24 protein-coding genes are annotated in these 25,378 nt (G+C 38.0%); 17 read left to right on the top strand and 7 right to left on the bottom strand.

Going from position 1 to position 25,378, the window contains the following annotated elements:
- Nucleotides 1–11 precede the first annotated feature (11 nt).
- Together WG904_RS01870 and WG904_RS01865 are read right to left on the bottom strand one after the other, a co-directional pair.
- Nucleotides 12–518 carry a hypothetical protein gene (locus WG904_RS01870; RefSeq protein WP_056095394.1) on the bottom strand — a complete coding sequence of 169 codons (507 nt, stop codon included), beginning with the start codon at nucleotides 516–518 and terminating at the stop codon, nucleotides 12–14.
- The gene (locus tag WG904_RS01865) at nucleotides 511–1,410 is read right to left on the bottom strand and encodes a LysR family transcriptional regulator (RefSeq protein WP_056095397.1); all 900 of its coding nucleotides are present in this window, start codon (nucleotides 1,408–1,410) and stop codon (nucleotides 511–513) included. Before WG904_RS01865 ends, WG904_RS01870 begins: the two co-directional genes overlap by 8 nt.
- Before the next feature lie 144 nt (nucleotides 1,411–1,554).
- Here WG904_RS01865 and WG904_RS01860 point away from each other — a divergent pair, with 144 nt between their 5' ends.
- The 5 genes from WG904_RS01860 to WG904_RS01840 all read left to right on the top strand — a co-directional run bounded on the left by WG904_RS01860 (nucleotide 1,555) and on the right by WG904_RS01840 (nucleotide 5,920).
- Nucleotides 1,555–2,640 carry a c-type cytochrome gene (locus WG904_RS01860; RefSeq protein ID WP_082491480.1) on the top strand — a complete coding sequence of 362 codons (1,086 nt, stop codon included), beginning with the start codon at nucleotides 1,555–1,557 and terminating at the stop codon, nucleotides 2,638–2,640.
- A gap of 19 nt (nucleotides 2,641–2,659) precedes the next feature.
- Nucleotides 2,660–3,115 carry a DsrE family protein gene (locus WG904_RS01855; protein ID WP_008245470.1) on the top strand — a complete coding sequence of 152 codons (456 nt, stop codon included), beginning with the start codon at nucleotides 2,660–2,662 and terminating at the stop codon, nucleotides 3,113–3,115.
- 19 nt (nucleotides 3,116–3,134) lie between these two features.
- On the top strand, nucleotides 3,135–4,055 hold the full coding sequence (locus WG904_RS01850) for a molybdate ABC transporter substrate-binding protein (protein WP_056870676.1): 921 nt from the start codon (nucleotides 3,135–3,137) through the stop codon (nucleotides 4,053–4,055).
- 11 nt (nucleotides 4,056–4,066) lie between these two features.
- On the top strand, nucleotides 4,067–4,816 hold the full coding sequence (locus WG904_RS01845; protein ID WP_008245473.1) for a substrate-binding domain-containing protein: 750 nt from the start codon (nucleotides 4,067–4,069) through the stop codon (nucleotides 4,814–4,816).
- 117 nt (nucleotides 4,817–4,933) lie between these two features.
- Nucleotides 4,934–5,920, top strand: coding sequence for a YeiH family protein (locus WG904_RS01840; RefSeq protein ID WP_008245480.1), 987 nt, complete (start codon nucleotides 4,934–4,936; stop codon nucleotides 5,918–5,920).
- Between the two features lie 6 nt (nucleotides 5,921–5,926).
- On the opposite strand, the gene WG904_RS01835 is transcribed toward WG904_RS01840, so the two are convergent.
- From WG904_RS01835 to WG904_RS01820, 4 genes are all read right to left on the bottom strand, one after another.
- Nucleotides 5,927–7,318 carry a beta-propeller fold lactonase family protein gene (locus WG904_RS01835; protein WP_056095402.1) on the bottom strand — a complete coding sequence of 464 codons (1,392 nt, stop codon included), beginning with the start codon at nucleotides 7,316–7,318 and terminating at the stop codon, nucleotides 5,927–5,929.
- Between the two features lie 3 nt (nucleotides 7,319–7,321).
- On the bottom strand, nucleotides 7,322–7,852 hold the full coding sequence (locus WG904_RS01830) for a DUF305 domain-containing protein (protein WP_056095405.1): 531 nt from the start codon (nucleotides 7,850–7,852) through the stop codon (nucleotides 7,322–7,324).
- A 158-nt stretch (nucleotides 7,853–8,010) separates the two neighbouring features.
- On the bottom strand, nucleotides 8,011–9,207 hold the full coding sequence (locus tag WG904_RS01825) for a sulfite oxidase (protein WP_008245487.1): 1,197 nt from the start codon (nucleotides 9,205–9,207) through the stop codon (nucleotides 8,011–8,013).
- A gap of 152 nt (nucleotides 9,208–9,359) precedes the next feature.
- Nucleotides 9,360–9,596 carry a hypothetical protein gene (locus WG904_RS01820; RefSeq protein ID WP_339577584.1) on the bottom strand — a complete coding sequence of 79 codons (237 nt, stop codon included), beginning with the start codon at nucleotides 9,594–9,596 and terminating at the stop codon, nucleotides 9,360–9,362.
- Between the two features lie 511 nt (nucleotides 9,597–10,107).
- Here WG904_RS01820 and WG904_RS01815 point away from each other — a divergent pair.
- Nucleotides 10,108–11,073 carry a S41 family peptidase gene (locus WG904_RS01815; protein ID WP_339577583.1) on the top strand — a complete coding sequence of 322 codons (966 nt, stop codon included), beginning with the start codon at nucleotides 10,108–10,110 and terminating at the stop codon, nucleotides 11,071–11,073.
- Between the two features lie 226 nt (nucleotides 11,074–11,299).
- On the opposite strand, the gene WG904_RS01810 is transcribed toward WG904_RS01815, so the two are convergent.
- On the bottom strand, nucleotides 11,300–11,770 hold the full coding sequence (locus tag WG904_RS01810) for a sialate O-acetylesterase (protein WP_339577582.1): 471 nt from the start codon (nucleotides 11,768–11,770) through the stop codon (nucleotides 11,300–11,302).
- A gap of 296 nt (nucleotides 11,771–12,066) precedes the next feature.
- Between WG904_RS01810 and WG904_RS01805 the strand changes: the two genes are divergently transcribed.
- The 11 genes from WG904_RS01805 to WG904_RS01755 all read left to right on the top strand — a co-directional run bounded on the left by WG904_RS01805 (nucleotide 12,067) and on the right by WG904_RS01755 (nucleotide 25,340).
- Entirely contained in the window at nucleotides 12,067–12,810 is a 744-nt protein-coding gene (locus WG904_RS01805) for a TetR/AcrR family transcriptional regulator (RefSeq protein ID WP_339577581.1), read from the top strand.
- Nucleotides 12,811–12,816: 6 nt separating this feature from the next.
- Entirely contained in the window at nucleotides 12,817–14,490 is a 1,674-nt protein-coding gene (locus WG904_RS01800) for a peptidase domain-containing ABC transporter (RefSeq protein ID WP_339577580.1), read from the top strand.
- Nucleotides 14,491–14,498: 8 nt separating this feature from the next.
- Nucleotides 14,499–15,806, top strand: coding sequence for an HlyD family secretion protein (locus tag WG904_RS01795; RefSeq protein ID WP_339577579.1), 1,308 nt, complete (start codon nucleotides 14,499–14,501; stop codon nucleotides 15,804–15,806).
- A complete protein-coding gene (locus tag WG904_RS01790; RefSeq protein ID WP_339577578.1) occupies nucleotides 15,790–17,196 on the top strand; it encodes a TolC family protein in 1,407 nt (468 codons plus the stop codon). Before WG904_RS01795 ends, WG904_RS01790 begins: the two co-directional genes overlap by 17 nt.
- 368 nt (nucleotides 17,197–17,564) lie before the next feature.
- A complete protein-coding gene (locus WG904_RS01785; RefSeq protein WP_339577577.1) occupies nucleotides 17,565–17,876 on the top strand; it encodes a rhodanese-like domain-containing protein in 312 nt (103 codons plus the stop codon).
- Between the two features lie 193 nt (nucleotides 17,877–18,069).
- Nucleotides 18,070–18,717, top strand: a complete 648-nt coding sequence (locus WG904_RS01780; protein WP_339577576.1) for a Crp/Fnr family transcriptional regulator — start codon at nucleotides 18,070–18,072, stop codon at nucleotides 18,715–18,717.
- Nucleotides 18,718–18,744: 27 nt separating this feature from the next.
- On the top strand, nucleotides 18,745–19,509 hold the full coding sequence (locus WG904_RS01775; RefSeq protein ID WP_339577575.1) for a helix-turn-helix domain-containing protein: 765 nt from the start codon (nucleotides 18,745–18,747) through the stop codon (nucleotides 19,507–19,509).
- 304 nt (nucleotides 19,510–19,813) lie between these two features.
- The gene (locus WG904_RS01770) at nucleotides 19,814–20,176 is read left to right on the top strand and encodes a BlaI/MecI/CopY family transcriptional regulator (RefSeq protein WP_339577574.1); all 363 of its coding nucleotides are present in this window, start codon (nucleotides 19,814–19,816) and stop codon (nucleotides 20,174–20,176) included.
- Nucleotide 20,177: 1 nt separating this feature from the next.
- Entirely contained in the window at nucleotides 20,178–21,617 is a 1,440-nt protein-coding gene (locus WG904_RS01765; protein WP_339577573.1) for an N-acetylmuramoyl-L-alanine amidase, read from the top strand.
- A 30-nt stretch (nucleotides 21,618–21,647) separates the two neighbouring features.
- Nucleotides 21,648–24,023: an outer membrane beta-barrel protein gene (locus tag WG904_RS01760; RefSeq protein WP_339577572.1), complete on the top strand. Its 2,376-nt coding sequence runs from the start codon at nucleotides 21,648–21,650 to the stop codon at nucleotides 24,021–24,023.
- A gap of 48 nt (nucleotides 24,024–24,071) precedes the next feature.
- The gene (locus WG904_RS01755) at nucleotides 24,072–25,340 is read left to right on the top strand and encodes a glucose-1-phosphate adenylyltransferase (protein ID WP_339577571.1); all 1,269 of its coding nucleotides are present in this window, start codon (nucleotides 24,072–24,074) and stop codon (nucleotides 25,338–25,340) included.
- Nucleotides 25,341–25,378 lie beyond the last annotated feature (38 nt).

The raw sequence follows: 25,378 nt of genomic DNA, 5'->3' as shown, positions 1-25,378 counted from the left end.
ATATTTGCATGTTATGTCAATATCGATGCCAGTTTGGAGATGATAACCCTGGTATCCCGGATGCAAGTAAGCCTGTTTGATTCAGTGCCGGCAGGATAGCAGGTAACTGCAATTTCTTCGATAAACGATAAGCCTGATAGGTCAATAGATTCTTTAACCTCTTGTTCAATGCTTTTCATTAGGATCATGATTAATCGGGGTTGATATGTTCTGATTTTATGAGCTAATTGCTCTATTCCCCCCTGCCTCTGGTTTTTTCTGATTTTAACTGACGATTTATCAATAGGTGTACAAGTTAGATGTTCCAAAAAGCATCCCGTGCCTTTAAAGAACTGCAAAAAATCTTCTACAGATTTAAAATCGCCAAATACCTCACTAAATGCAAGATAAATTGTTCGAAACAGATTAGTATTTCCCAGGTAAAAATGTTTATCGTCACCTCCAGGAGCTTCAGAAACAAAGAGCAGCAGCACTTTAGCTGGCTGATATTGCCTCGAAATTTCGGTAACACTATACATTATAGTTGTAGCTTTTAGCGAAGCGCATAAATAGTTCCGCCAGAGCGTCCTGCTGACCATGAAGCTGAATGAAATGAAACGGCCTTTCGATAACCATATCCTTGATATCTATGATGCGGCATTCATTATTCTTGAGCTCTTTCAATATGGAGTGGATAGATAAAAAAGCCAGGCATTTGCTGTGAATCAAATAGGATTTAATGCTTTCGGTACTACCTAACTGCATTTCTATATTTAAGTCCCCCACCTTTATCTGGTGTGCTTTTAAAGCATATGCAATAACATCTAGTGTACCAGAACCAGGTTCACGAAGTAATAAATCATAATCCTTCAACTCATTCGGTTTGATCATTTCCTTTTTCATGGCATAATTGTGACCAGAACACACCAGCACCAGCTCGTCTTTTAGATATTGTTCGTATTTAATCTGTGGGTTCCGGGAGATGCCTTCAATGATTCCAAAATCTATTTCCTTAGCAATCAAACGCTGCTCTACATCTTCTGTGTTTCCGGTAACCAGTTGAATTTGTATATCCTTAAACTTATTGTGAAACTGTGCCAATACAGGTGGAATGATATATTGTGCCACAGTACTGCTGGCACCAATCCTCAATATTCCTTTATGCTGTTTAGTAAGTAGATTCATATCATATTCCAGTTCCCGGTAAGTTCCAAAAATCTGTTCTGCGTAATGCAACAATAATTCGCCGGCTGGGGTGAGGCTGATTTTTTTGTTTCCACTGCGTTCAAATAATGACATTTTGAACTCCTGCTCTAATTCTTTAATGTGTTTGGTTACAGCAGGCTGACTGATAAATAACTCTGCCGAGGCCTTTGTAAAATTCAGCCTTTTAGCGACAGCATAAAATACTTGCAAACGGAAATCTATCATACACGGTTTTAGTAGATAACCTAAGATACAAACAATTTGTTTCAACGGGTACTGACATCATAACCTTACGTTATCATCAATAACTTTTTATGCTTTTTCTGATGAGTAGAATAAATGCACATTTGTAACAGAAAAATATTGGTTATGAATAAGGAATCAACAGAAAAAGAAATCAGACAAGCACTTATATATACAGCCAGGACAACGGCTATCATTGCGTTTCTATTTGTTGCTTGTGGAACCATTTTCATCTGCACTTTATTTTTTAATGGGCAGCCAGATGTAGTGACAGCAAAAACCAAACAGGATGTGGAAACCGGTATAGCTGCTGTTAACGTCAAAAGCCAGGTTGTACCTGCTGATGCCTGGAAAGCGCCTGATGAAAATACGATTCCGGCGGACACCAAGTACGGCCAGATGATCAGGTATGGCAAAGAATTAATAGCACATACGAGCAAATATTTTGGGCCAAATGGATCCATAGCCCGTATTACAAATGGTATGAATTGTCAGAATTGTCACCTCGAGGGTGGAACCAAACTGTTCGGAAATAATTATGCTGGTTTTATTTCCAGTTTTCCTAAAATGAGTGGCAGATCAGGAAAGGTTGAACCTGCATCGGCACGTATTGCAGAGTGCTTCAATCGAAGTCTTGCAGGCAAAGTACCAGACGAATCTAGTAAAGAGATACAGGCAATGCTGGCTTATATGAAATGGCTTGGAACAGGTGTAAAAAAAGGGGAGAAAGTGTTTGGAACGGGAACCGAAAAATTAAAATTCCTGGATAGGGCAGCGAATGTCAAACATGGAGCGATTTTATATACCAGTAAATGTCAAAGTTGTCATGGTGCAAATGGTGAGGGAATACTCGATGAAGACAAACTAACTTATGTTTATCCGCCATTATGGGGCAAACACAGCTACAATGATGGCGCAGGGATGTATAGACTCAGTAACTTTGCGGGGTTCGTAAAGAACAATATGCCATATGGTGCCAGATATGGAGATGCGCAGTTAAGTGATGAGGAGGCCTGGGATCTCGCTGCTTTTGTGAACTCACAGCCAAGACCACATAAAGATCAGGGAAAAGATTACCCTGATTTGTTAAAAAAACCTTTTGATGCGCCATACGGACCATATGCCGACAAATTTTCTGAAAATCAACATAAGTATGGTCCATTTGCACCAATTGTAACCTCCGAAAAACAAGTAAAACTAACAACTAAATAAATCATCAAAATCTAAAATCATGAAAAAAATAACCTTAATCTGTACATTATTTTTGCTGATCGCAGCAACCTCGGCCACTTTTGCCCAAGCTACACCTGCTAATTTTACAGGGGCAAAAGCCACCCTGAAAAATTATAAGGCACTGTATGTAATCAATAACGGTGATGAGAAAAAGATTGCAGGAACACTTCGAAACCTAAAAAATGCACTCGACGATCCCAGGTTAAAAGGGAAAATCAATGCAGAACTTATTGCCTTTGGAGATGGCGTAGCTGTTTACCAGAAGAACGGATCTTTTGAAAAAACATTGTTAGAACTGCAATCCAGAGGAGTAATTCTTGCACAATGTGAAAATACCGTCAGAGAAAGGAAAATCGAAAAAAATACCTTATTTGATTTTATCAGTTATGTACCCAGCGGCAATGGTGAAATCATCATCCGTCAATATCAGGGATGGGCAGTTGTACATCCTTAAACCAAATAATTAGAAAATCATGAAATATATAAATCACACCTTTTTAGCCACAGTTGCATTTTTATTGCTTTGTGGAAATGTTAAGGCCCAGGATCATCGCTTTGATCCGCCCTGGAATACTCCACCTGAAAGTAAAGTTCAGTTCACAGTACCTGGAGTAGACAATGTGCCTGATCTTTTTGGAGACATTAATGATCCCCAACTGGTGGTTTTCTTTGCCGGTAACCAGTTTATGTGCATTGACGAATTAATTGCAGCCTTTAAAAAGTCATATCCACATTATCAGCGGGTATTTGCCGAAACGCTTCCCCCAGGCATTTTAGCCCAACAAATAAAAACCGGTAGCATTGTGGTGGGCAACATGAGAATTACCTTAAAGCCGGATGTTTATACAGCTGGTAAGAACCGGATAGACATGACCCCTGAATGGTTTAGCAAAACGACTTTATATGCTAGAAACAGGTTGGCAATCATGGTCCAAAAGGGAAATCCGAAGGCATTGAAGTCACTCAAAGATTTAGCAAATAAAGAGCTGAGGATCAGTATGCCCAATCCAGAGAATGAAGGGATCGGTAAACGTATTGAAGAAGCCTATGTGAAAGCTGGAGGGGAAACATTAAAATCTACCATCATGGAAGATAAAGTTAAAGATAAGACTACTTATCTTACCATGATCCATCATCGCCAATCACCAATGAGGATCCTATACAACGAAAGTGACGCCGCTCCAGTATGGTATACTGAGGCCTACTATCAGAAAATGATTGGCCATCCTGTTGAGCTCATTGAAATTCCTGAAAAAGAGAATATCCATGCGCAATATATAGCGGGACAGTTAAAAGATGCGCCACATCCGGCCGCTGCAAAAGATTTTATGGATTTTTTGATCAGTCCGCAGGCTGCTGCCATCTACAAAAAGTTTGGTTTTGATTTACCTTAAACATAAACACAATGAAAAATATATTTTTAACCATATTGTCAGTCGTTGCTGTAGTGACCATTGGGAATGCACAAATCCCAAACGATACTTTATATGTCTATGGTCCCGGTGGGCCGCTCGGACCGATCAATGAATGTGCGAAGGTTTTTGGAAAGCAGCATGATATCGTAATTAAAGTCACTGCCGGGCCAGATAATGAATGGATGCCGGATGCAATGAAACATGCAGATCTGTTCTTTGGAGGAGCAGAATACATGCTTTCAAAATTCATGTCTGACCACCCAAACATGATAGTGGCGAACTCTCGGACAGAGTTATATAAACGTGCGGCAGCGATCCTGGTACGGCCCGGCAATCCTAAAAACATCAAAAATCTGGGCGATCTCTGTAAACCAGGTGTGAAAATTCTTGATGTGAATGGGGCTGGGCAAATGGGGCTTTGGGAAGATTTGGCAGGTCGACAAGATCTGATTGCAAACATACAGCAGCGTATAGCAGGTACATTTGCAAATTCGGCATTGGGTATTGCTGCATGGAAAAATGATCCTCAATATGATGCCTGGATAACATTTGGCTCCTGGCATAACCGTTTACCAGACCTCACCTCAATGGTTAGGATTCCTGTTACACAAACAGTCTATAGAGGTACACCTGTAGTGAGGGGTAGCACTGGTACGCATAAGTCGGAAACTGAGGATTTTATCAAGTTTATGCAATCCGATAAAGGACATCTCATTTTCAAAAAATGGGGTTGGGAATAAATAATGTCTAAAAACTTATCTTCTATAACATGAAGTTATGGAAGATAAGTTTTAATGATTTGATCGGGGTTTATTAGTTATGGATCTTTGAATTAGAAAATAAAGACAATCAAAATTATGACACAAATCAAAGACAATTCAAATTCTTCTAAAATAAAGGCGGGTAACCTGCTAAACTTAAATTTAAACACCCGTAAAATTATCTTCATCCTGGCAGTTTTGCTGTGCCTCTTTCCATTTATGTCGCCTCCTTTAGCCTTATTGCTAGGATTAGTATTGGCGCAACTAATGGAACATCCCTATCTGCATTTAAATCACAAGGCCACAAACCTGCTGCTAAAAATTTCTGTTGTCGGGCTAGGATTTGGAATGAATGTATTCAGTGCAATGAAAGCAGGAAAAGAAGGCGTACTGTTTACCGTAGTTTCTATTTTCGGAGTGCTTATCATTGGTTTTATCCTGGGAAAAGTATTTAAAATAGAACGTAAAACATCTTTTTTGATATCAGCTGGAACGGCGATCTGTGGTGGAAGTGCTATTGCTGCATTGTCGCCTGTAATGAACGCAGAAGAAAAACAGATCTCCGTTGCAATGGGTACTGTTTTTATACTCAACTCGGTGGCCTTATTTCTTTTCCCCGCTATCGGACATGCGCTTAACTTGTCACAGTCACAATTTGGTATGTGGTGTGCCATTGCTATTCACGATACCAGTTCTGTTGTTGGGGCAGCCAGTAAATATGGTGAACAAGCACTACAGATAGCCACAACTGTTAAGTTAGCCAGAGCACTATGGATTGTTCCCGTAGCGTTTGGTACATCTTTCCTGTTCAAAAGCAACAATAGCAAAGTTAGTATACCCTATTTTATAGGGCTATTTATCCTGGCAATGATCGCAAACACCTACTTACCTTTTATTAAGCCTTTTGCGCCCTACTTTGTAGCATTAGCAAAAGCAGGCTTAACTTTAACCTTGTTCCTGATAGGAAGCGGACTCTCATTTACTATCTTGAAAGCAGTGGGGATAATGCCACTGTTACAAGGCGTAATTTTATGGATAGTAATTTCAAGTGCTGCATTATGGGCAGTTATATCTTTGGTTTAAAATACATTAGTTACTGATCATCACCAGCTTTTTTGAAAGATCATCAATAAGAACCACATGTTTATAATCGGCGCCACCTGTTCCTACACTCTTAATTATCCCCGAGGATTGACCGCTAAAAGCTCCTTTTTCATCGGTCTTAAAAGAATTGATGACATAATCTGCGTTAAACGTATCATTTGAGGAGTTGGTTAACGCTAAAGTATACGAAGTATTTGGCTCGAGTTTTTTAAAGTCCTGTTGGACAAGATCAGTCAAGCCTACGCTTCTTACGTTTAGCATGCCTGATGACATTGAATTATCCTTATTCATCAATTTAATCACCTGACTTTTGTCTGCAAGATTAAGCGGGGTTAAATTTTCTTTTGAGGCATTTGCAGGGCTGGCATTAGCGGCGTACAACAATGCTTGCGGACATTGTCCAATAGCAATGGTTTTTACAACGGCCATTTTTACCAGATCAACCACTTGTACCTGGTCATCATTTTCTAATCCGACATATGCAAATTTACCATCTGCCGAAGTCCAGACGCCATGTGGCAATGATCCTGTCGCAACGCTATCAGTAAGCTTGAAATCTTGTGAAACACTAAATACTTTTAAGCTGTTTTCTCCGCCAATGGTTGCCAGCATCACAGGTGAATCATTAACTAAAGTAAAAGTGACATGGTTGGTAATTGGACCTGTATTTAGTACTGTATGTATCGTATTTGTCTCCGTGCTGATGACAGTGATCTTCCCTACATCCTTATGTGTCAATGCAATCCATTTCCCATCAGGACTACAGAATATATTTGGAGAAAATGGACTAACTACTGGAATACGCTTTACAATAGCATAAGAAGTTGCATTCACTACATCCACTTCTGCAGTAAAGCTGGAACAAATATAAGCCCATTTTCCATCTGGAGTAAAAGCAACCATTCCCGGGCCGTCGGCTACTGGAATTTGCTTGATTTCAATCAGTTTATTTGCATCAATTACGCTGATATACGATTCTCCTCTTACCGATATCCATGCCTGTGATCCTGAAGGGTTAAAGGTTGCCTCATGCGGTGAACGTCCGATATAAACAGTTTTTAAAACTTTATTTTTTGCTGTTGAAATAAAGGTTACTGAATTTGATCCAATGGAAACCGCTGCTAGTAATTGCCTTTTAGGGGAATAACCCAGGCCATGAACCAGGGCCTGTCCCTTATATAGAGGACTTAAGATATCAGGTTGGGGTTTACCAAGAACAATATTTCCTAATAGCGTTTGTGTTGAGGGATCTAAGACAGAAACCGTATTAGATATCTGATTGCCTGTATAAACCCTGTCTTGGGCATAGATTGATTGTGCTTTTGATTGTAGGGCAAAACTGAATATTAATAGCGTAAACAAGGATATCTTTTTCATATGTTAATGGGAGTTTGTAAATGTCTTCATTTGTTGGATTTCTATCTGTTCATCTGAGATAATATTCTCGGCCAGTCTTTTTACATTTTTATTTTTTCCATACCGCAACTCAACTTTAGCCATGTCGATGGCAGCCTGATGGTGAGGAAGCATTATCCTTGCAAAGGACAGATCAGTATCAGACAATTGTTTTTCTTCAGGCATTTGTTCCATCATCACTTTCATCATCTTCTGGTTGGCGTTTTGATGTTGGTTGCCTGTAGCGATAAATCCTTCAGGATGGCTGAGCAGGAGTCGCATTTGCTGAATCTGGGTTTGTTGCTCAGCTTTGATACTTTTAGCTAGCTGAATCATTTCTTTATTTTTTCCGGTCTTAATCTCTTCTTCTGCCATATCAATAGCACCCTGGTGATGTGGGATCATCATTTGTATGAAATCTCTGTCTGCAGATGTGGTAGCTGATATTTCATCCATCTTCATCATCATATGAGCCATTTGCCCAAGGAAGACATTTTTTTTAGTTGCCATTTGCATGTGTTCATGTTGTGCTCGTGCAGAGAAACTAGCAAATAGTAGAAGTATAGACGTGAATCTGATCATGGTTTGATGTAGAATATTAATTGTGATAAACTGTTTATGCCAAACAAGCCTTATGCGATAACCGCAAGATCCTGAAATTTGTTCTTATTGAGCTATATTACATCTACATCAATTGGCGAGATAAAATTAACCATGTAAGTTCTTCTGTCTAAATCATGCTCCATGGGTTGCGTTTTGCCATTTTGATCTGTCGCTCTAGCCATTAAACTATATCTTCCAGTCTTAGCAGGAACCACCCATTCAAATTCAAATAGCTGCCAGGCGAAAGGGATAGCAGGACCAATTAATTTTGCTGGTTGCCATGAATTTCCTTTATCCGTGCTTATTTCTACTTTCGATAGGTTACTATCACCTGACCATCCTGCACCCCTTACTTGATAAGGTTTTCCAGCCGGCACCGCTTCAAACAATACCGGCCTTGATATTTCAGACTTAACCAATGTAGTGGTTACGGGCGTCAAGGTAGGTAGTCCTTCAACACGCTTCCAGTAAGCATATTCAATCGTCTGCCAATAGCCATCAAACGGCTTTTCAGATGCAGTAATTTTCATCAGCCATTTCACAGATGCCATACCATACCATCCTGGAATAATTGCCCTTGCCGGGAAACCATGTTCAGCACTCAATGGTTTTCCATTCATTTCATAGGCGATGATGATGTGATCCTGCATTGCTATATTTAACGGAATGCTTCGGGCGAATTTGATTTTTCCTGGTGATTTCGGCTCTTCTGTAATCATCCCCTCATCATTCCCTTCCAAAATAATGTCTACCGTACCCACCTTTATGCCAGCCTTCTTTAACAATACGGATAAAGGTACTCCTGTCCATTCAGCATTGCTGATCCCACCTTGTTCCCATCCTAAACCCTTCACTTTTGGGGCGAGGTTAGCACGTCCGTTTCCGGCACATTCTATAGTAGCCATTACCTTTTTTGCAGGAAGCTTTTTAAGTTCGCTCAGATTGATCTTTATGACATGATTGGTGTTGCCGCCAATCTCTAATTCCCAATTTGTAGCATCAATATTGGGAATATTAAAATGACTCCTGATGAAGAACTGGTTATTTGGAGTAATCCTGTTTTTTAACGTAGGAAATGGAAACTCCATATTTAATGGCTTTTTCTCTCGCGTAATAAGTCCTGGAAAGTCATTGTCTTCTCTGGTTTGTTGAATCTCCTTCGCCGAAGCCCAGGATGGTATTGTTGCGCCAGCTATCACCGGGATAATTCCAGTAACAAAATTACGTCTGTTTAACGTGTAGTTTTGTGATGTTTTGTCGTTTTTCATTTCAATAAATGTAGGTGATTACAATATAGCCAAAAATCTCTCATAGGATAACTTGTATTCTTCCTTTTTCTTGATGGTTGAAAGGAAACAACTGTAGACTTTACTTCATCGCTGGCCTGCTAGAAAAGACACAATAGTTCTATAACTGTTTATCAAATACTCATCTCAATTTCTATCAAAAAACGGTGGAATAATGATAATGAGTTAAACGAGTACCTTCGTTTTTGTGAATCTTGCTGGCATGGAAAAGTAGTGGGAAGATGTTTAACATGCCTCGATTCTTTGTCCATGATGGCAGATAGCTTTGCCATAACTTCGTGAGGAGTCTTGTTCACTTTTAACTCCCGGCCACAGCCTGGTGTTCCATCAATATGTAGAATCTTCCCCAATTGTTGGTAAGCCCATCGATATGGCTATTTGCTATCAGCTTTCCTGAAAGAGTAGTCAGAAAAAACAATAAATCGCAAGTAACCAGGCTTAGAACGAAATTTTACTTATGGCAAAAGTTAAGGAATTGGAAAGCTAGGTGCCGAAAAAAATTCTTACCTTCATAAAAAAAACCGTTACAAATACATTACGGGATTTCTTTTAAGGCTTGTAACTAGTTGATAAACAAATTATTAGAAATGGGTAGCGTCTGTCTGTTAATCAGAGGGTCGCTGGTTCGAGCCCAGCAAAGGGAGCAGATTAAAAGCCTTACTTTAATTAGTTAGGCTTTTCTTTTTTACTCCCCAATTTTTCCGCTTGATCCCTAAGATTGGTGTTTTTTCATATTGCTTTGCAACCTTTATGTGTTAAAATACATCATAATTAAAAGACGCAGATCAGTAATAGGTTTACAATTATGAAAGCTCTGTATAAACCATTAGACTTTATTATTAATTAGATTGATTGAACATAATGATTAAGTATATTTTCTTCCTGTTTTTAATGTCTCCTTTGGTTATATATGGCCAGAAGGATAAAAATTTAGCAAGCACTGAAGTAATTAAACTAAAAAAGGAGATTTTTAAGCTAATTAAAAAGAATTCAATGTTCACCAGTTCCCTTGATTGGAATAAAGTTGCCCGAGAATCTGCTTCTTTGAAATTAAATGGGAATGATAGTACGGATACTAAAATTTTATTCGATTTTTTTACTCACAAACTAAGGAAAGCTGGAGAAAAGCACTCATTTTTTATATCTAAGAAATCCATATCCAAAATTATTGAGACACAGTTGCCAATTCCTCCTCAAGCCGACTATCTAGGTGAGGGGATTGCATGGGTAAAAATTCCCCCATGTTTAACGTTTGATGCCGTAAAGGATAAAGCCTTTGCCAATACGATCCGATCAGAAATAAAAAGAATTGATTCTGGGCAAAAGGTTTCAGGGTGGATTGTGGATCTTCGCCATAACACAGGAGGAAATATGTGGCCTATGCTTGCAGGGCTAAATGCGCTTATTGAGGATGGAACGGTCGGTTACTTCGTGGATCCTAATTCAAATAAAAAACAACCGTGGATCAGCCTAAATGGAAAATTAAACTCCTCAACCATCAATAGTTATAAAATTGAGAATACAAAAGTTAAAATTGCTGTTCTTATTGACTCACTGACGGGAAGCAGTGGAGAAATGACGGCAATCTCCTTTCTTGGACTACCAAATGTGAAAACGTTTGGACAATCCTCGGCGGGTTATACGACAGCCAATCAAACCTATTTTTTATCAAATGGATCGCAATTGCTGCTAGCAGTCCAATTTGTAGCTGACCGAACAGGTAAACCCTACAAGGATATGATTATACCCGATGTAGTGGTGAATGACTTGAATAATACTAAAAGTGATGAGGTAATCTTAACAGCGAAAAAGTGGTTGTTGGAGTAGATAGCTGAAATTTTAGTAACTCAATAAAGTGTTTTCAATTCAAATATAAAGCGTTAATGACTAATTTAATTAATAGCCAGACATTTTAGAATTTGCTAATCGAAATTACATTCTATTAAATTACTCCAAAGATCTTCTCCAATTTTTGAACCAAAGAAGCATATTAAAGCTTGAAGAGGATGGGTGCTTGTGTTACGATAAATTAAACCTTCTATTATCTGATAAATTAAACCCAATTGTTGACACTTCGTTTAAAGCTATAAGTCAAGAAATCTGCCCTTCTTGGCGCCGCTTTTAGAATTCCATTCACCAAAGCAGTGTCTTTTAGAGCTTCGCTATTTACCCACGACTGGATAGGCGTGCCGGCCACACTTGAATTAATAATGCCTATTGGCACCTTATATTTTTGATAAAGCTCTTTTGCAAAAAAGTAAGCAACTGCCGAAAAATCTAACACGGTTGTAGAATCTGCTGCGACCCAGCCTTTTTCACTACCGACATCGGCTAGCGGATTAAATGCCATGGCTCTTTTAACGGTAAACTGCCTGATTTGTGGAAAATTGCTATTTTTGATTATTTGAGTATAATTTGCTTTGATATTTGCTCTGCTCATTACAGCTTCCATGTTAGATTGCCCCGCGCATAGCCAAACATCGCCGATAAGAAGGTCTTGAAGCACAATATTGTTGATTAGCATCTTAAATGGGCCTCCAGCTTGTTGAGGTGGAATTTTTATAGTCCAACGATGATCTGTGCGAGTTTTTGCAATATATGTTTTGTTTTTGAATGTTAAGGAAATCACTTCTCCAGCATCAGCCCAGCCCCAAATCGTAATATTTTGATCCCTTTGTAATAAAACGTTAATCCTAACTTAAGTTAATAGACAGACATTTTTATAGGCAAACAAGTGAAGAGAAGATCTAAAATAAAAAAATAAATTGGCAAGATAGTAATACTATTTTTAAAATAAGTAAAATATTTAATTGCAATACGATGACTATTTATGTTAATTGCTTTGCATTTTTATGTGAGACGAATGATATTTTTGTAAAAAAAATTTTTATGCGTGTGTTATTGAAGTTTAAGATTAATGAAAACCTTTATCTCCGGGATCCCGAAAATACGGAAGTCGGGAAAATAATTGTTGAAAAAGGAATCGAACTCATTCATGAAGTTGGATTTGAACGCTTTACCTTTAAAAAACTAGCAGAGAAGATAAACTCAACTGAAGCGACCATCTATCGTTATTTTGCTTCAAAACATAAGCTTTTAACCTATATATTAAATTGGTATTGGTGCTATTTAGAGTTTATAGCAACAATGAGTTTACAAGAGCAAAACGATCCTGTACTGAAATTAAAATTAATATTGGACATCATTACCCATAACTACGAAAGTAATTCTGAAATTGTTGATTATGATTTAGAAAAGCTTTACGGGATTGTTATTTCAGAAAGTAGCAAGGCATACTTAGTTAAAGAAGTAGACGAAATCAATCAAGAGCTGGTTTTTAGCCCACTAAAAAGTTTATGTCAATTTGTTGGGCAAACCATTTTGCTGATCAACCCCGAATTTGCTTACCCAAATTCGCTGGCAAGCACCTTGCTAGAGTGTGCCCATGACCAACATTTCTTTAGCGAGCACCTTCCAAAACTAACTGATAACAAATCCAAAATTCAACATAAAAAATATGTACTGGATTATTTGAATTTTTTAGCGTTTTCTGTAATCAAATAAGTGAATATGGCACAGGAACAAGATTATAAAAAAAGTAGTAGGGCACTGTTTAAATATATCACCAAGGAAAAGAAAGATGTAACGGCTATTTATATTTATGCAATTTTAAGTGGCTTGGTACAGTTGAGTATTCCTTTAGGCATCCAGGCCATCGTTAGTTTTGTGATGGGTGCTACTATGGTTACCTCACTATACATACTCATCGGTTTTGTGGTTTTGGGCACTTTCCTGGCGGGCTTCTTTAGGGTAAAGGTAATGCAGATCATTGAAAAAATTCAACAGAAGATTTTTGTGGAGTATGCCATTGCATTTGCAGAAAAACTCCCAAAGATTGACTTATCAACCAGTAAAAAATATTACCTACCAGAATTGGTTAACCGTTTCTTTGATACTCAAAATCTTCAAAAGGGTATTTCAAAGATTTTACTAGAAATTCCAACGGCATTGATCCAAATTCTCTTTGGGATACTTTTGTTATCTTTCTATCATCCCTGGTTTTTGGTATTTGGAGTAATCGTAATTGTTATTGTAATCATGATCTTCAGCTTTACCATGGCCTCGGGTATCCAATCTAGCCTAGATGAAAGTACCAGGAAATATCAGGTAGCCTCATGGCTAGAGGATATTGCTGGGGCGATAAAAACATTTAAGATCAACTCGAAAACAGAGATGCACCTGTCAGGAACTGATGAGCGAGTAATGGCCTATCTCGAAAATCGAACCAAGCATTTCAAGGTATTGGTTTTTCAGTATAAAACCATAATCGGTTTCAAGGTGGTAATTACTTTAGTGATGCTCGCCATCGGTACCTACTTATTGGTTAACCAAAAATTAAACATCGGAGCATTCATTGCTACAGAGATTGTGGTATTGAACATCATGACAGCTGTAGAAAAACTGATCAAGAGTTTGGAAAGCTATTATGACGTGGTGGCCTCCTTAGTGAAGCTCGGCAAGGTAACCGAACTAACAGAAGAACATACAGAGAATATTATACTAGAACCTAAGTTGGGGGGAATGGAACTGGCTTTCAAGGACGTTGAATTTTCATTTAATGACCAGAAGCCAATTTTATCAAATATCAACTTCAATATTCTGCCAAATACGATCACCCTGGTAACCGGGAGCCTTGGCGCAGGAAAATCCCTGCTCATAAACATGATGGCAGGGTTTTATGATCCATCGCGCGGTACTGTTCTCTTCGATAAAATTCCATTAAGGAATTTAGAAAAGATGTCTTTGAGAGATCATATTGGCCTATATATGGATGATATGAGAATTATCAAGGGCACATTGCAAGACAACATCCTTCTGGGCAGAAAAGATATCAATACCGAAGACATACTTGAGCTTTCTGAAGCTATTGGTCTTGATAATTTATCGGGAAGCTTCACCAACGGATTTAACACTCAGCTAAGCGAAACCGATACAGAGATTTCCTTTAGCGCTAAAAAGAAAATATTGCTATTAAGAGCACTTTTGGGAGATAATCGGTTATTGTTAATGGAAGATCCTTTAGATGGGATGAATGCAGCGTTTTGTCTTAAAATGGTTAACTTTTTAAAAGAGTTGAAAGAGAGAATTACAATCGTAATCGTTTCAGATGCCCCAGCACTAAAGGCTATTGCAGACCAGAGATTACACCTGCAAAATGGTACAGTTGATAAAATTGAAATTTAGTATTAAATATGAAAGTAAAATCAATAGAGCATATTTATCACATCAACAGAGACTCTAGCGTAAAACAATGGTTTTTTATTTTTTTAGCCCTTTGTGTAGTTGTATTGATCTTGCCTTGGACTCAAAATATTAAAGTAAGAGGTAACGTAAGTACCTTGTACCAAAATCAGCGCCCTCAACAACTTAACTCGCCAATACCTGGGCGGATTATAAAATGGTACGTAAAAAATGGCGATCATGTAAAAAAGGGTGACACGCTACTACAATTGGCTGAAATTAAGGAAGATTACATGGATCCCTTGTTGGTAGAACGTACCCAACAACAGATAAAGGCAAAAATTGGGGTTCGCGAATATTATAGGGCTAAAGTTGGAACAACTGATAATCAACTTAGCGCACTAAATGCCTCAAGAGAGCTAAAGCTAAATCAGCTTAAAGTTAAAATTAGCCAATTAAATAATAAGCTTGTTGGCGAAGAAGCAGAGCTAGTTGCAGCCAATAATGAGTTAAAAATAAGTGAGGACCAGTATAATCGTCAAAAAAAGATGTATGAGGACGGTTTGGTCTCGCTTACCCAGTTTCAACAAAGAAGTGTTTCCTTTCAGAACACATTAGCTAAGAAAACTGCCATTGAAAATAAACTAGCCCAGACAAGGCAGGAAATCGTGACGGTAAATATAGAGCAGGATGCAGCAATACAAGACTATACAGAGAAAGTAAGTAAAACAGAAGGTGAGCGATTTCAAAGTATGGGGCAAATTGAGGGGAGCACCGGCGAGATTGCCAAACTAGAAAATCAAGTGGCTAATTATAAAGCAAGGCAAGGACTTTATTTTTTGTTGGCTTCTCAAGACGGACAGGTGGTATCCATAAACAAAGCCGGTATTGGAGAAATCCTTAAAGACACTGAAAGCATAGGGATTATTGTGCCCAAACAAGTGGATTATGCAGTAGAAATTTATGTAAAACCTGTTGATCTCCCCTTACTCAAAGAAGGTCAAAAGGTAATGTGTATTTTCGATGGCTTCCCTGCCATCGTATTTTCTGGATGGCCAAACTCAAGCTACGGCACCTTTACGGGCAAAGTTGTAGCCATTGAAAGTAATATCAGTGTCAACGGTCTTTTCAAGGCATTGGTTATAGAAGATCCAACGGAGAAACCTTGGCCGCCACAAATAAAAATGGGAGCAGGGGTACAAGGCATAGCTATCTTAAACGATGTGCCTATCTGGTACGAATTATGGCGAAATATAAATGGCTTCCCACCAGATTATTATACAGTTAAAACTAGCAATAATAATGAAAAGGCGAAATAAACTAGGAGTGTTTCTATTTTTGATTGGTTTTGTTCAGTCTGTCAATGCTCAGGATACTTTGAAGCTGTCACATCAGGAGTTTTTAGCGGTGGTAAAACACTATCATCCCCTTGCTTTTCGCTATCGCTTGCAAAATGAGATAGCTAAAGCAGAAATTCGGGGTGCCAGAGGGAATTTCGATCCAACCCTGGCAGCAAAGAAAGGTTCTAAAACCATCGATGGAACCAACTATTATAAAGAAACAAATGTAGAACTCGGTATTCCAACTTGGTACGGTGTAGAGCTAAACGGTAGTTATAACTACATCGATGGACAAAAGCTAAATAATAGTGAAACCAAGGGCGGCTTATATCAATTTGGATTGACCATACCATTGGCCAAGAATTTAGTTTACGATAAACGCAGGGCTTTATTGGAACAAGCAAAGTTTGCCCTGAAAATGACAGAAGCAGAGCAAACCTTGCTAACTAACGAGTTGATGTTGGAAGCAGAAAATGCCTACTGGGAGTGGGTTAAAACTTATGAAGTATTACGGTTACAAAGCAAAGCAGTTAAAATTAATCAAGAAAGGCTGCTGTTCATAAAAAAAACTTTTCAGTATGGCGAGAGGGCGGCCATTGATACGGTAGAAGCGCTTACGCAATTGCAAAGTTTTGAGTTGGAACAAGCAAATGCCTACTTGGAGTTTGTTAAGGCAACCCAGCAGTTGTCGTTGTTTTTATGGCAAGAAAATCAACAACCTTACAACACTTCTAGATTAATCGTCCCATTAGCTTCGTTGGAAGATAACTTGGCTTACCAAAATTATATAACGCTAATTACAGATGTTGATAGCGCCCCGTTAGCCAATCATTTTTCACTTCTATTCTATTTCAGAAAGCAAAATATACTGGAGAGCGAGCGTCGATTAAAATTTCAAAGCCTTTTACCAAAGGTAGATCTTACCTATAATTTCATGAACAAAGAAAATTATCATAGCAATTTTTTTCCCTTGTTTCAAAATAATTATCAATACGGGTTTAAGTTGGAGATCCCAATTTTTCTCAGACAGGCAAGGGCAGATTTTCGCATCTCTAAATTTAAGATTCAGCAAAACCAACTCGATATCGATTACAAGAGGCAAGAAATTAGTATTAAAATTAATACCTATAAAAATGTAGTCATCAATTACAATCAGCAAATTAGCCTCGCATTGCAAAATGCCAAAACCTACCAGCGCTTGTTCCTGGCAGAACAAGTTAAGTATGATAACGGAGAAAGTTCTCTTTTTCTTATCAACAGCCGCGAGAATAAACTCATTGAAATGCAAGAAAAACTATTAGAGCTTAGATTAAAGTTTATTCAAGGCTATAATCAGCTTAAATGGACAAAAGAAAACTTTGGATTATGAAAGTCAACTAATTTTCCATTTTAATGAGTTTTATTCATCTTCGGTCCAACAGCGCAAGCACTTTAATTTTCACCTATTTGAATTTGCAACTTATCAATCAAATCCAACTTCTTGTAGTTTATGTAAATCATTGTCGTCAATTTTGCAATTCTAGTCAAATCATCAAGCAAATTTCTAGAAAAATACACAGTCTCAGGAGCTAAAGCCGTAACGAAAATTGTGGTTTTTTTAACAGATTTATACCTTTTTTAATTTCGAAAGTAACTTTTGTTACCCTGACGGCTTTATGCATCTCATACTTTTGCAGGTAAGAATAAAATAAAAGGGCTATAGCAGTCCACAAAAAAAATCATTTAAATAGCACGATCATGAACTTTTTTAATCAGTTATTCGGCGGTGCAGCACCAGCCGGTTTACAACAAGCCATTGCCGATGGTGCGTTTTTAGTAGATGTTAGAACCTCGGCTGAATTTGCGGGTGGCCAAGTAAAAGGCTCTGTAAACATCCCCCTAGATCAGTTAGCTTCCAATCTTGTCAAATTCAAGAACAAGAAAAATACGGTTGTTTTCTGCCAGAGTGGAGGAAGAAGCCGCCAAGCTAAGCTGATATTGGAACAAAATGGCCTTACTAACATAATCGATGGAGGTTCTTGGAGCCAGGTAAACCAGCTTGTTAAATAAAACTAAGGCCTATCCGTTTGCCGACCAATCAAATGGGTCGGCAATATCTGGGTAAGTAGCAAATGTTACCGACCAAGCTTTCTAACTACTCTACTACCAGGAAGATGTTTTTTTGTCCCCTTGAATTGGTATTAGATTTTGTGGGAGGTAAGAATAAACGGCGCTAAATTTGATCTATATTTGAGCTTATAATTTGGATCACGAACTAAGCATGGATAAGGTTAACAATTTTGGAACTGACTTTGAACCCGGACTATTGCAAGAATTAAAGCAATATGGCGAATTAAAACACTTTAAAGAGGGAGACGTTATTATGGATTACGGCAAATACATCCGTATGATGCCTATTGTAATTAGCGGAACCCTGAAAGTTCTAAGAAGGGATGGTTTTGGCAAGGAGATACTGCTTTATTACTTGTCGAGCAATGAAAGTTGTTCTATGGCGTATAGCTGTTGTATGGAGGCTAGGAAAAGCGAAGTAAAAGCCATAGCCGAGGATGATGTTGAATTGATTGCCATTCCGCATACCAAATTAGATGAGTGGCTCTGTAAATATCCAAGCTGGAAAAACTACATTATGCATAGTTTTAATGAGCGTTTTTTAGAGTTGCTCAAATCCATCGAAAGTATCGCATTCCACAGGCTGGATGATCGCTTAATCGCCTACCTTAAAGAAAAACAAAGACTATTTGGATCGAGTGTGATTAAGGTATCTCACTACGTGATTGCAGATGAATTAGCTACATCCAGGGTAGTAATATCACGGTTGCTTAAACAACTGGAAAACGACGGCAAGATCCTGTTGTATAGAAATGAAATTAAATTGTTGCAGGCCTTTTGACATAGTTTTGAAAACCATTTCTTAATAATGAAATTCGACAAATATTTTCCGACCGAACAATTAAAGCCTTACATTAAATATTTTGTAATGTCGGAGAACGAATTTGAAAATGAATATAAAGTTTTCCCATCTTCTGGCCTTGTTATGGGATTTCAATACAAGGGAAAACTTTCAAGCATAAAAGATAACACCGTAACTAAACTGTCTTCAGCAGGGATAACGGGAATTACAGACGGTTACAAAATCTTCAAAAACTCTGCCCAGATAGGTACACTATTAGTTTATTTTACTGAAATTGGCTTTAGTCATTTTACTTTACATCCTGCTAATGAACTCTTTAATCTGAGCCTTTCGCTTGACTACATTTTCGATAAAACCAGTATAACAGAAATAGAAGAAAAATTGGCGCTAGCCAAAACAGACATACTTCGTATAAAAATCGTTGAGCAGTTTTTAGCATCTCAGCTCAATGATCTTCAAAGAGACAAATTAATTGTTGAAGCGGTTAAGCTTATTTACCAAAGTAATGGAGCTATCCGCATAAAAGAATTGAGCGAAAAGCTATTGATCAGCCAAAGTCCATTTGAAAAGCGGTTTAGAAAGGTAGTTGGAACCACAGCCAAAAAGTTCGCCTCCATTGTTCGTTTCAATACAGTTCTCCACAGCCTGAATGAAAGCAAAACGCTTTCTGAAATCTGCTACGAAAATAATTTCTTCGACCAAGCTCATTTTATCAAACACTTCAAGCAGTTTACTGGCGATACCCCCGAAAAATTCAAAAAATTCTTGTAGTAAAACTATTTTTTACAATTACAGACTTTTTCGCCATCGCACCTTTGCATGGTAATCGTAATGTATTATGGTTCGTGTAATTCAAATACCTCGTTTAACATCGCACTATTAAGTCTATGTAACCGATGGTCATATTAACATCATGGTAAAAACGAGCACAACCGATTTTCTATCCTTCATTAAAATGTGTGCAACCTTTGGTATTGAAAAAACAAATCCCTCACTAATCACAATTTACAACTAAAAGTTAGTTATGTAACTAAATTTTAGTTGTAAAACTGAAATCTAAACTTTACATTTGGCTATGGAAGATCTTACGCGCAATGAGGAACGTATCATGCAAATCCTTTGGAAACTGGAGAAAGCATTTGTAAAAGATATTTTGGTACATATTGAAGAGCAACCCAAACCGCCTTACAATACGGTATCTTCAATTGTTCGCCTACTCGAAAAAAAAGGATATGTTTCGTACAAAGCTTATGGAAAGACGTATGAATATTTCCCCACACTTTCAAAAGAACAATATACAAAAACCAGTTTTTCAAAACTAGTTTCAGGTTATTTTGAGAGTTCGCCTAAAAGGCTTTTATCATATATTCTTAGCGAAGAGTCGCTAAGCGAGGAGGATATAGCAGAAATGAAATGCATGATAGAAAAAACGCACTGATATGGAATTATGGATCTATCTTTTTCAAGTATCGTTATGTTCAGTCGTTCTTTACCTTTTTTATTATTTTTTACTTAAGCGTACAAGCTTTTTTCAGGCAAACCGAAGCTTTTTAATCCTATCGTTAATTATCAGTTTTATCGTTCCCGCAATTGATATTACCCTTGAAAAAACAGTAGCAATTAAAAGTGAACAGGGAGGTTTTGAAACTGAGCGTCATCCTATTGTTAAAACCGATAAGAGTGATGATGTGATCAATGAAAGTTCTTTGGAAATAGAAAGCATTCTAGCGTTGGTCTATACGTTGATAGCATCACTTATTTTTTTGAAGGGTATTTTTGATATCTCACAACTTTTATTTAAGGCAAGGCGAGCAGATGAAAAACAAGGAAGGCTCAAAATCTTCTATGGGTTAAAAGGAATGGGAAACTGCTCGTTTTTTAACTTGGTGTTCATTGAAAGTGAAGGGCTATCGAACTTGCAAAAATCAGTAGTCTTTACTCATGAACGCATTCATGCAGAGAAATGGCACTCTGCAGATAAATTATTTATGCTCCTTTGCAGGTCAGTACTTTGGTTTAATCCACTAGTCTATTTATATGAACAAGAACTAGAAAAGGTACACGAATTTCAGGCAGATATGCTTTCGGCAAGATTTCTGGGAACAGAGCAGTATGCACATAGTTTGGTAGATCTGGCAAGAAAACGACAAAGAATCTATCCTGTCCATTCGCTGAGCACCCATCCGTTAAAGTTAAGAATTGCAATGCTTTTAGCTCCAGCAAGTGTTTATAAGTTACGATGGCGCTATTTGCTCTCCATTCCGCTAGTTTTTGGTTTTATTGTACTTTTTTCTTTAAAGATTGTGTATGCTGTACCGAGTACTACTGATTTTATCCTTGTGGCAGATGCTGCACACGGTGGTCGAGATCTGGGAAGCACTTCAGGAAATGCTAATGAAAAGGAACTCACATTGGATATTGCAAATCGTATTGAACAAAAGGCGGCCTTAGCAGGGATAAAGATTGTACTCACAAGAAATGACGACAGTGAACTCACGTTAAAAGAAAGGGCTAAAAGTAAAGGCAGTCTTTTTATATCCCTGCATATAGATTCTGCGGTGAGGGAACAGCGTGGTATTCGTATACTGATCGGTAATAAACCTGCCAAGATAAAACAGAACGAGGAGCTGTTTACCACAATACTGCAAAAGCAATTATCAACAGGTAACCGAACACTTAAGGTTCACAAAAATATAACCGTATCACCTCAGCTCTATTTACTACGCCAATATGGCGAACCATCAGTTGTTTTGGAACTTGGCAACCTGAACAACGATTCAGACCGGAAACTCCTGCTTACCTCAGCTGGAAGAGATGCTTTAGCGGAAGATATTACAACCGCAGTAGCGAAGTACAAAAGGCAAATCCAGGGTAAATAATAGATGCTATTTAATTAAATAACATAAAAAATGAAGAGAATAGTATCTTCAGCACTGCTTATACTCTGTACATGCGTTTGCTATTGCCAAATTAAGGTAAGTGGAAAATTAAAAGATTCGCTAGGAAAAGCGGTGCCCAGTGCCTCAATTTCAATTGGAAAGGAAACAGCTATACTTTTTTCAACTCAATCGGATAAGGAAGGTGCTTTCTATTTTTCTGGCCTTAAAGCGGCAAATTACCTGTTTAAAATTTCGGCAATAGGATTTAAACCGCAAAAATTTAAGATCCAGCTGACAAGGGATACCAACCTAATTATTCAGGTGGATGATGAAACGAAGGAACTTGAAGGGATAGAGGTGCAGTTTAAAAGATCGCTTATCGAAACGCACACAGACCGCAGGATTTTTAACGCCGAAGGAAGTGCTGCCGCTACAGGTGCCGACGTACTGGAGATGCTAGGAAAAATTCCTGGTGTCCAAGTTAAAAATAATATCGTTTCGTTATCGGGTAAAGGCGCCGCAGGTATAATGGTAGATGGTAGACAGATCTCGCTCTCAGGTGATGATCTGGCTGAATACCTAAAAAGCTTGTCGGCCGCAACTATTTCAAAAGTCGAAATGATCTCAAATCCTCCAGCGGGTTTTGATGCGCAGGGAAGTTCAGGAATTATTAATATTATTTTAAAGAAAAATTCAGATGAAGGCTTTAAAAGCGCCGTTAATACCACGTTTTCAAAAGCCATTTTTCCGACAGTTGCTTTAGGCGGAAATCTGAATTATAAAAAGGGAAACGTAAGTTTAACTGCAGGGATAAATTTTAGGAAAGGCTCGCTGGTTCCGATATCGGAGTCCACCGTATTTTATAAAGACAATAATTGGAATACGATTGATAAAGATAGGAATTACAGAACTGTGCCTTCGGGACTGGCAGACCTATCCTACAATATTTCCCAATCCACAGCTATAGGCGCATCTTTAAGCACTGGTGCTACAGACTTTCATTCTACCGAAGTGATCCGCTCCCGATCTACGCTTTCATCGGGTGAAACGGATGCACTTATCAATTCAGATGCGCAAGCCAAGATAAATTCAAATTATTATGCAGCAGGTGTGTTTTTAAAGCACAAATTTTCAAAAAAAGGCAGTCGTGTTGACTTTAATGCCGACTATTTCAGTTTTAACGATGATAAAAAACGAAATTTTGACAATACAACATTAGATCCAAATGGTAGTCTGGAGCCCTCAGATTATGCCAAGTTTTTATCAGGTAGTGGCCAGCAAATCGATTTGTATACGTTAAGAGCAGATGTAGAACAAATACTATCTCTTTTTAAACTTTCATACGGAGGGAAGCTCAGTTTGATAAGAAATAGTAGTAATATGTTATTTCTTACACTATTAAAGGGTGCTTTTAGTCCTGAACCAGACCAGTATAATAGTTTTTCTTACAAAGAAAATACCAGTGCACTTTACGGCAGTGCAAGTACTAATTTAGGGAAATGGGATGTACAAGTGGGGTTAAGGGCAGAATATACCGCGAATGAGGGGATATCGTTAGGGAATATTAATAAAACAAAGTATATGCAGTTTTTCCCTACTCTGTATCTCAACAGGTCGACCTGGAAGGAGAGTAAAATCTCTTTTTCTTACGGCAGGAGAATAGAGCGTCCTCCATACAGAAAACTTAACCCCTTTAGGTGGTACACCAATCAATTTAGTTTTACGGAAGGAAACCCTTTTCTGTTGCCCTATTACACGAATAACCTAGAACTTTCTCATAATTATAAAGGAGTATGGAATATTGGTCTTTCACTAAGCTTGGCTAGCAATGCTTATGGTGAAGTGAATTTTACGCAACAGGGATCAGTTTTACAAGTAAATAGACCCCTGAATTTTATAGGAAGGAATCAATATAGGGTATCAAACAGTATATCCCTTAGGCCTATAAGTTGGCTCGAATCGGTAAACCAGGTTGATATTTTTTATAATCATTCAACTTCATCCATACAGCAAGTACCGGGTAGAAGTGGCTCAGGTGCGTACCTTTCATCCTCGAACCAGCTTACCTTAACTTCAAAAAAAACTTGGATGGCAGACCTGAGCCTCGACTACTTTTCTCCAACTAGCAACGTGCTTGGTCGAACAAAAGGCAGGGGTGGAGTTGATCTAGGCCTGAGTACATTTTTAGCTGATAAAAAGATTCAAATTGCATTAGTAGCTTCCGATATTTTTAGAACGAGAGGTGAAAATAGGGAGACGGTTATCAATGAAATTGTGCAGCGATATTATAATTATAATGATAATCGGCAGATACGATTAAACCTTCGCTATAGTTTTGGAAATCAAAAGGTTAAGGTTCAAGAGCGCAAAGGTGGAAATGAGGAGGAGCGCAAGAGAAGCAATTAAAATTTTCGCTTTTAAGAAAACAAAATCGCGTATTAAGCGTTATCAATCATGGTAGAAAAAGTACTAGGCGTTATCCTTGGGGGGGGACAAGGCTCAAGATTAGCACCCCTAACACATGCTCGTTCTAAGCCCGCAGTACCTATTGCAGGTAAATATCGATTAGTAGATATTCCAATTTCGAATTGCCTAAATTCGGGGATACACCGTATGTTCGTGTTAACACAGTTTAACTCTGCTTCATTAAATAGGCACATTAAAAATACGTATCACTTTAGTAATTTTAGCAGCGCTTTTGTTGATATTTTGGCAGCAGAACAAACAATGCAAAATGCGAACTGGTTTCAGGGAACAGCAGATGCAGTTAGACAATGTATGCATCATATTGTTAACCACGATTTTGATTATATTTTGATTTTATCTGGCGATCAACTTTATCAAATGGACTTTAAAGATATGCTAGCCGCCCATATCGATAGCAATGCTGAAGTAACAATTGCCACTATCCCTGTAAATGCAAAGGATGCGTCAGACTTCGGGATTTTAAAAGCCGATGAGGGTAATATTATTGGATCATTCATAGAAAAACCTAAAACTGGTTTGCAGGAGTGGGTTTCTGATACAGGTACTGAAATGCAACAAGAGGGTAGAAATTACCTGGCATCAATGGGGATTTATATTTTTAACAGAGAATTCCTTACCAACATATTGGCTAATTACCCTGATGAGAAGGATTTCGGTAAAGAAATTTTGCCAAGAGCCATAAATTCAAGTAAGGTACTAAGCTACCAATATGAAGGGTATTGGACCGATATTGGTAATATTTGCTCTTTTTTTGAAGCTAATTTGGGCTTAACGGATGAATTGCCAAAGTTCAACTTATTCGACAATGCACATTCCATTTTTACGAGAGCAAGAATGCTCCCACCATCAAAAATAACCAATACCTTATTACAAAAGACGGTAATTGCAGAAGGGTGTATCATTCATGCCGAAAAGATTGAACATGCGGTTCTGGGCATCAGATCTAGAATTGGAATAGATACCGTAATTACAAATTCGTATGTGATGGGGGCAGATCGGTATCAGACATTTGATGAAATTAAATCCGCAACCGAAGCAGGAGATTCCTTAATTGGTATCGGAGACAGGTGCCATATTAACAATGCTATCATCGATAAAAATTGTAGAATAGGTAATGATGTTAAAATAAATGGAGGTGCTCATCTGAAAGATGCAGACTATGGGAACTATACTGTTAAAGACGGAATCGTTGTTGTTAAAAAAGGTGCAATTATTTTAAGCGGAACAACAATATAACCTGTCTTAAACCGATTGCTAGCTTCATTAAATTACCA

It is taken from the genome of Pedobacter anseongensis, assembly GCF_037482965.1.
Taxonomy (GTDB): domain Bacteria; phylum Bacteroidota; class Bacteroidia; order Sphingobacteriales; family Sphingobacteriaceae; genus Pedobacter; species Pedobacter anseongensis.
The sequence above is the reverse complement of the archived record's forward strand: the minus strand, read 5'-3'. Positions and strand labels throughout refer to the sequence as shown.

What these genes read in the sequence shown, in the direction of transcription:
- WG904_RS01870 (WP_056095394.1), bottom strand. Translation starts at nt 518, where the DNA reads ATGTATAGTGTTACCGAAATTTCGAGGCAATATCAGCCAGCTAAAGTG.
- WG904_RS01865 (WP_056095397.1), bottom strand. Translation starts at nt 1,410, where the DNA reads ATGATAGATTTCCGTTTGCAAGTATTTTATGCTGTCGCTAAAAGGCTG.
- WG904_RS01860 (WP_082491480.1), top strand. Translation starts at nt 1,555, where the DNA reads ATGAATAAGGAATCAACAGAAAAAGAAATCAGACAAGCACTTATATAT.
- WG904_RS01855 (WP_008245470.1), top strand. Translation starts at nt 2,660, where the DNA reads ATGAAAAAAATAACCTTAATCTGTACATTATTTTTGCTGATCGCAGCA.
- WG904_RS01850 (WP_056870676.1), top strand. Translation starts at nt 3,135, where the DNA reads ATGAAATATATAAATCACACCTTTTTAGCCACAGTTGCATTTTTATTG.
- WG904_RS01845 (WP_008245473.1), top strand. Translation starts at nt 4,067, where the DNA reads ATGAAAAATATATTTTTAACCATATTGTCAGTCGTTGCTGTAGTGACC.
- WG904_RS01840 (WP_008245480.1), top strand. Translation starts at nt 4,934, where the DNA reads ATGACACAAATCAAAGACAATTCAAATTCTTCTAAAATAAAGGCGGGT.
- WG904_RS01835 (WP_056095402.1), bottom strand. Translation starts at nt 7,318, where the DNA reads ATGAAAAAGATATCCTTGTTTACGCTATTAATATTCAGTTTTGCCCTA.
- WG904_RS01830 (WP_056095405.1), bottom strand. Translation starts at nt 7,852, where the DNA reads ATGCAAATGGCAACTAAAAAAAATGTCTTCCTTGGGCAAATGGCTCAT.
- WG904_RS01825 (WP_008245487.1), bottom strand. Translation starts at nt 9,207, where the DNA reads ATGAAAAACGACAAAACATCACAAAACTACACGTTAAACAGACGTAAT.
- WG904_RS01815 (WP_339577583.1), top strand. Translation starts at nt 10,108, where the DNA reads ATGATTAAGTATATTTTCTTCCTGTTTTTAATGTCTCCTTTGGTTATA.
- WG904_RS01810 (WP_339577582.1), bottom strand. Translation starts at nt 11,770, where the DNA reads ATGCTAATCAACAATATTGTGCTTCAAGACCTTCTTATCGGCGATGTT.
- WG904_RS01805 (WP_339577581.1), top strand. Translation starts at nt 12,067, where the DNA reads ATGACTATTTATGTTAATTGCTTTGCATTTTTATGTGAGACGAATGAT.
- WG904_RS01800 (WP_339577580.1), top strand. Translation starts at nt 12,817, where the DNA reads ATGGCACAGGAACAAGATTATAAAAAAAGTAGTAGGGCACTGTTTAAA.
- WG904_RS01795 (WP_339577579.1), top strand. Translation starts at nt 14,499, where the DNA reads ATGAAAGTAAAATCAATAGAGCATATTTATCACATCAACAGAGACTCT.
- WG904_RS01790 (WP_339577578.1), top strand. Translation starts at nt 15,790, where the DNA reads ATGAAAAGGCGAAATAAACTAGGAGTGTTTCTATTTTTGATTGGTTTT.
- WG904_RS01785 (WP_339577577.1), top strand. Translation starts at nt 17,565, where the DNA reads ATGAACTTTTTTAATCAGTTATTCGGCGGTGCAGCACCAGCCGGTTTA.
- WG904_RS01775 (WP_339577575.1), top strand. Translation starts at nt 18,745, where the DNA reads ATGAAATTCGACAAATATTTTCCGACCGAACAATTAAAGCCTTACATT.
- WG904_RS01770 (WP_339577574.1), top strand. Translation starts at nt 19,814, where the DNA reads ATGGAAGATCTTACGCGCAATGAGGAACGTATCATGCAAATCCTTTGG.
- WG904_RS01765 (WP_339577573.1), top strand. Translation starts at nt 20,178, where the DNA reads ATGGAATTATGGATCTATCTTTTTCAAGTATCGTTATGTTCAGTCGTT.
- WG904_RS01760 (WP_339577572.1), top strand. Translation starts at nt 21,648, where the DNA reads ATGAAGAGAATAGTATCTTCAGCACTGCTTATACTCTGTACATGCGTT.
- WG904_RS01755 (WP_339577571.1), top strand. Translation starts at nt 24,072, where the DNA reads ATGGTAGAAAAAGTACTAGGCGTTATCCTTGGGGGGGGACAAGGCTCA.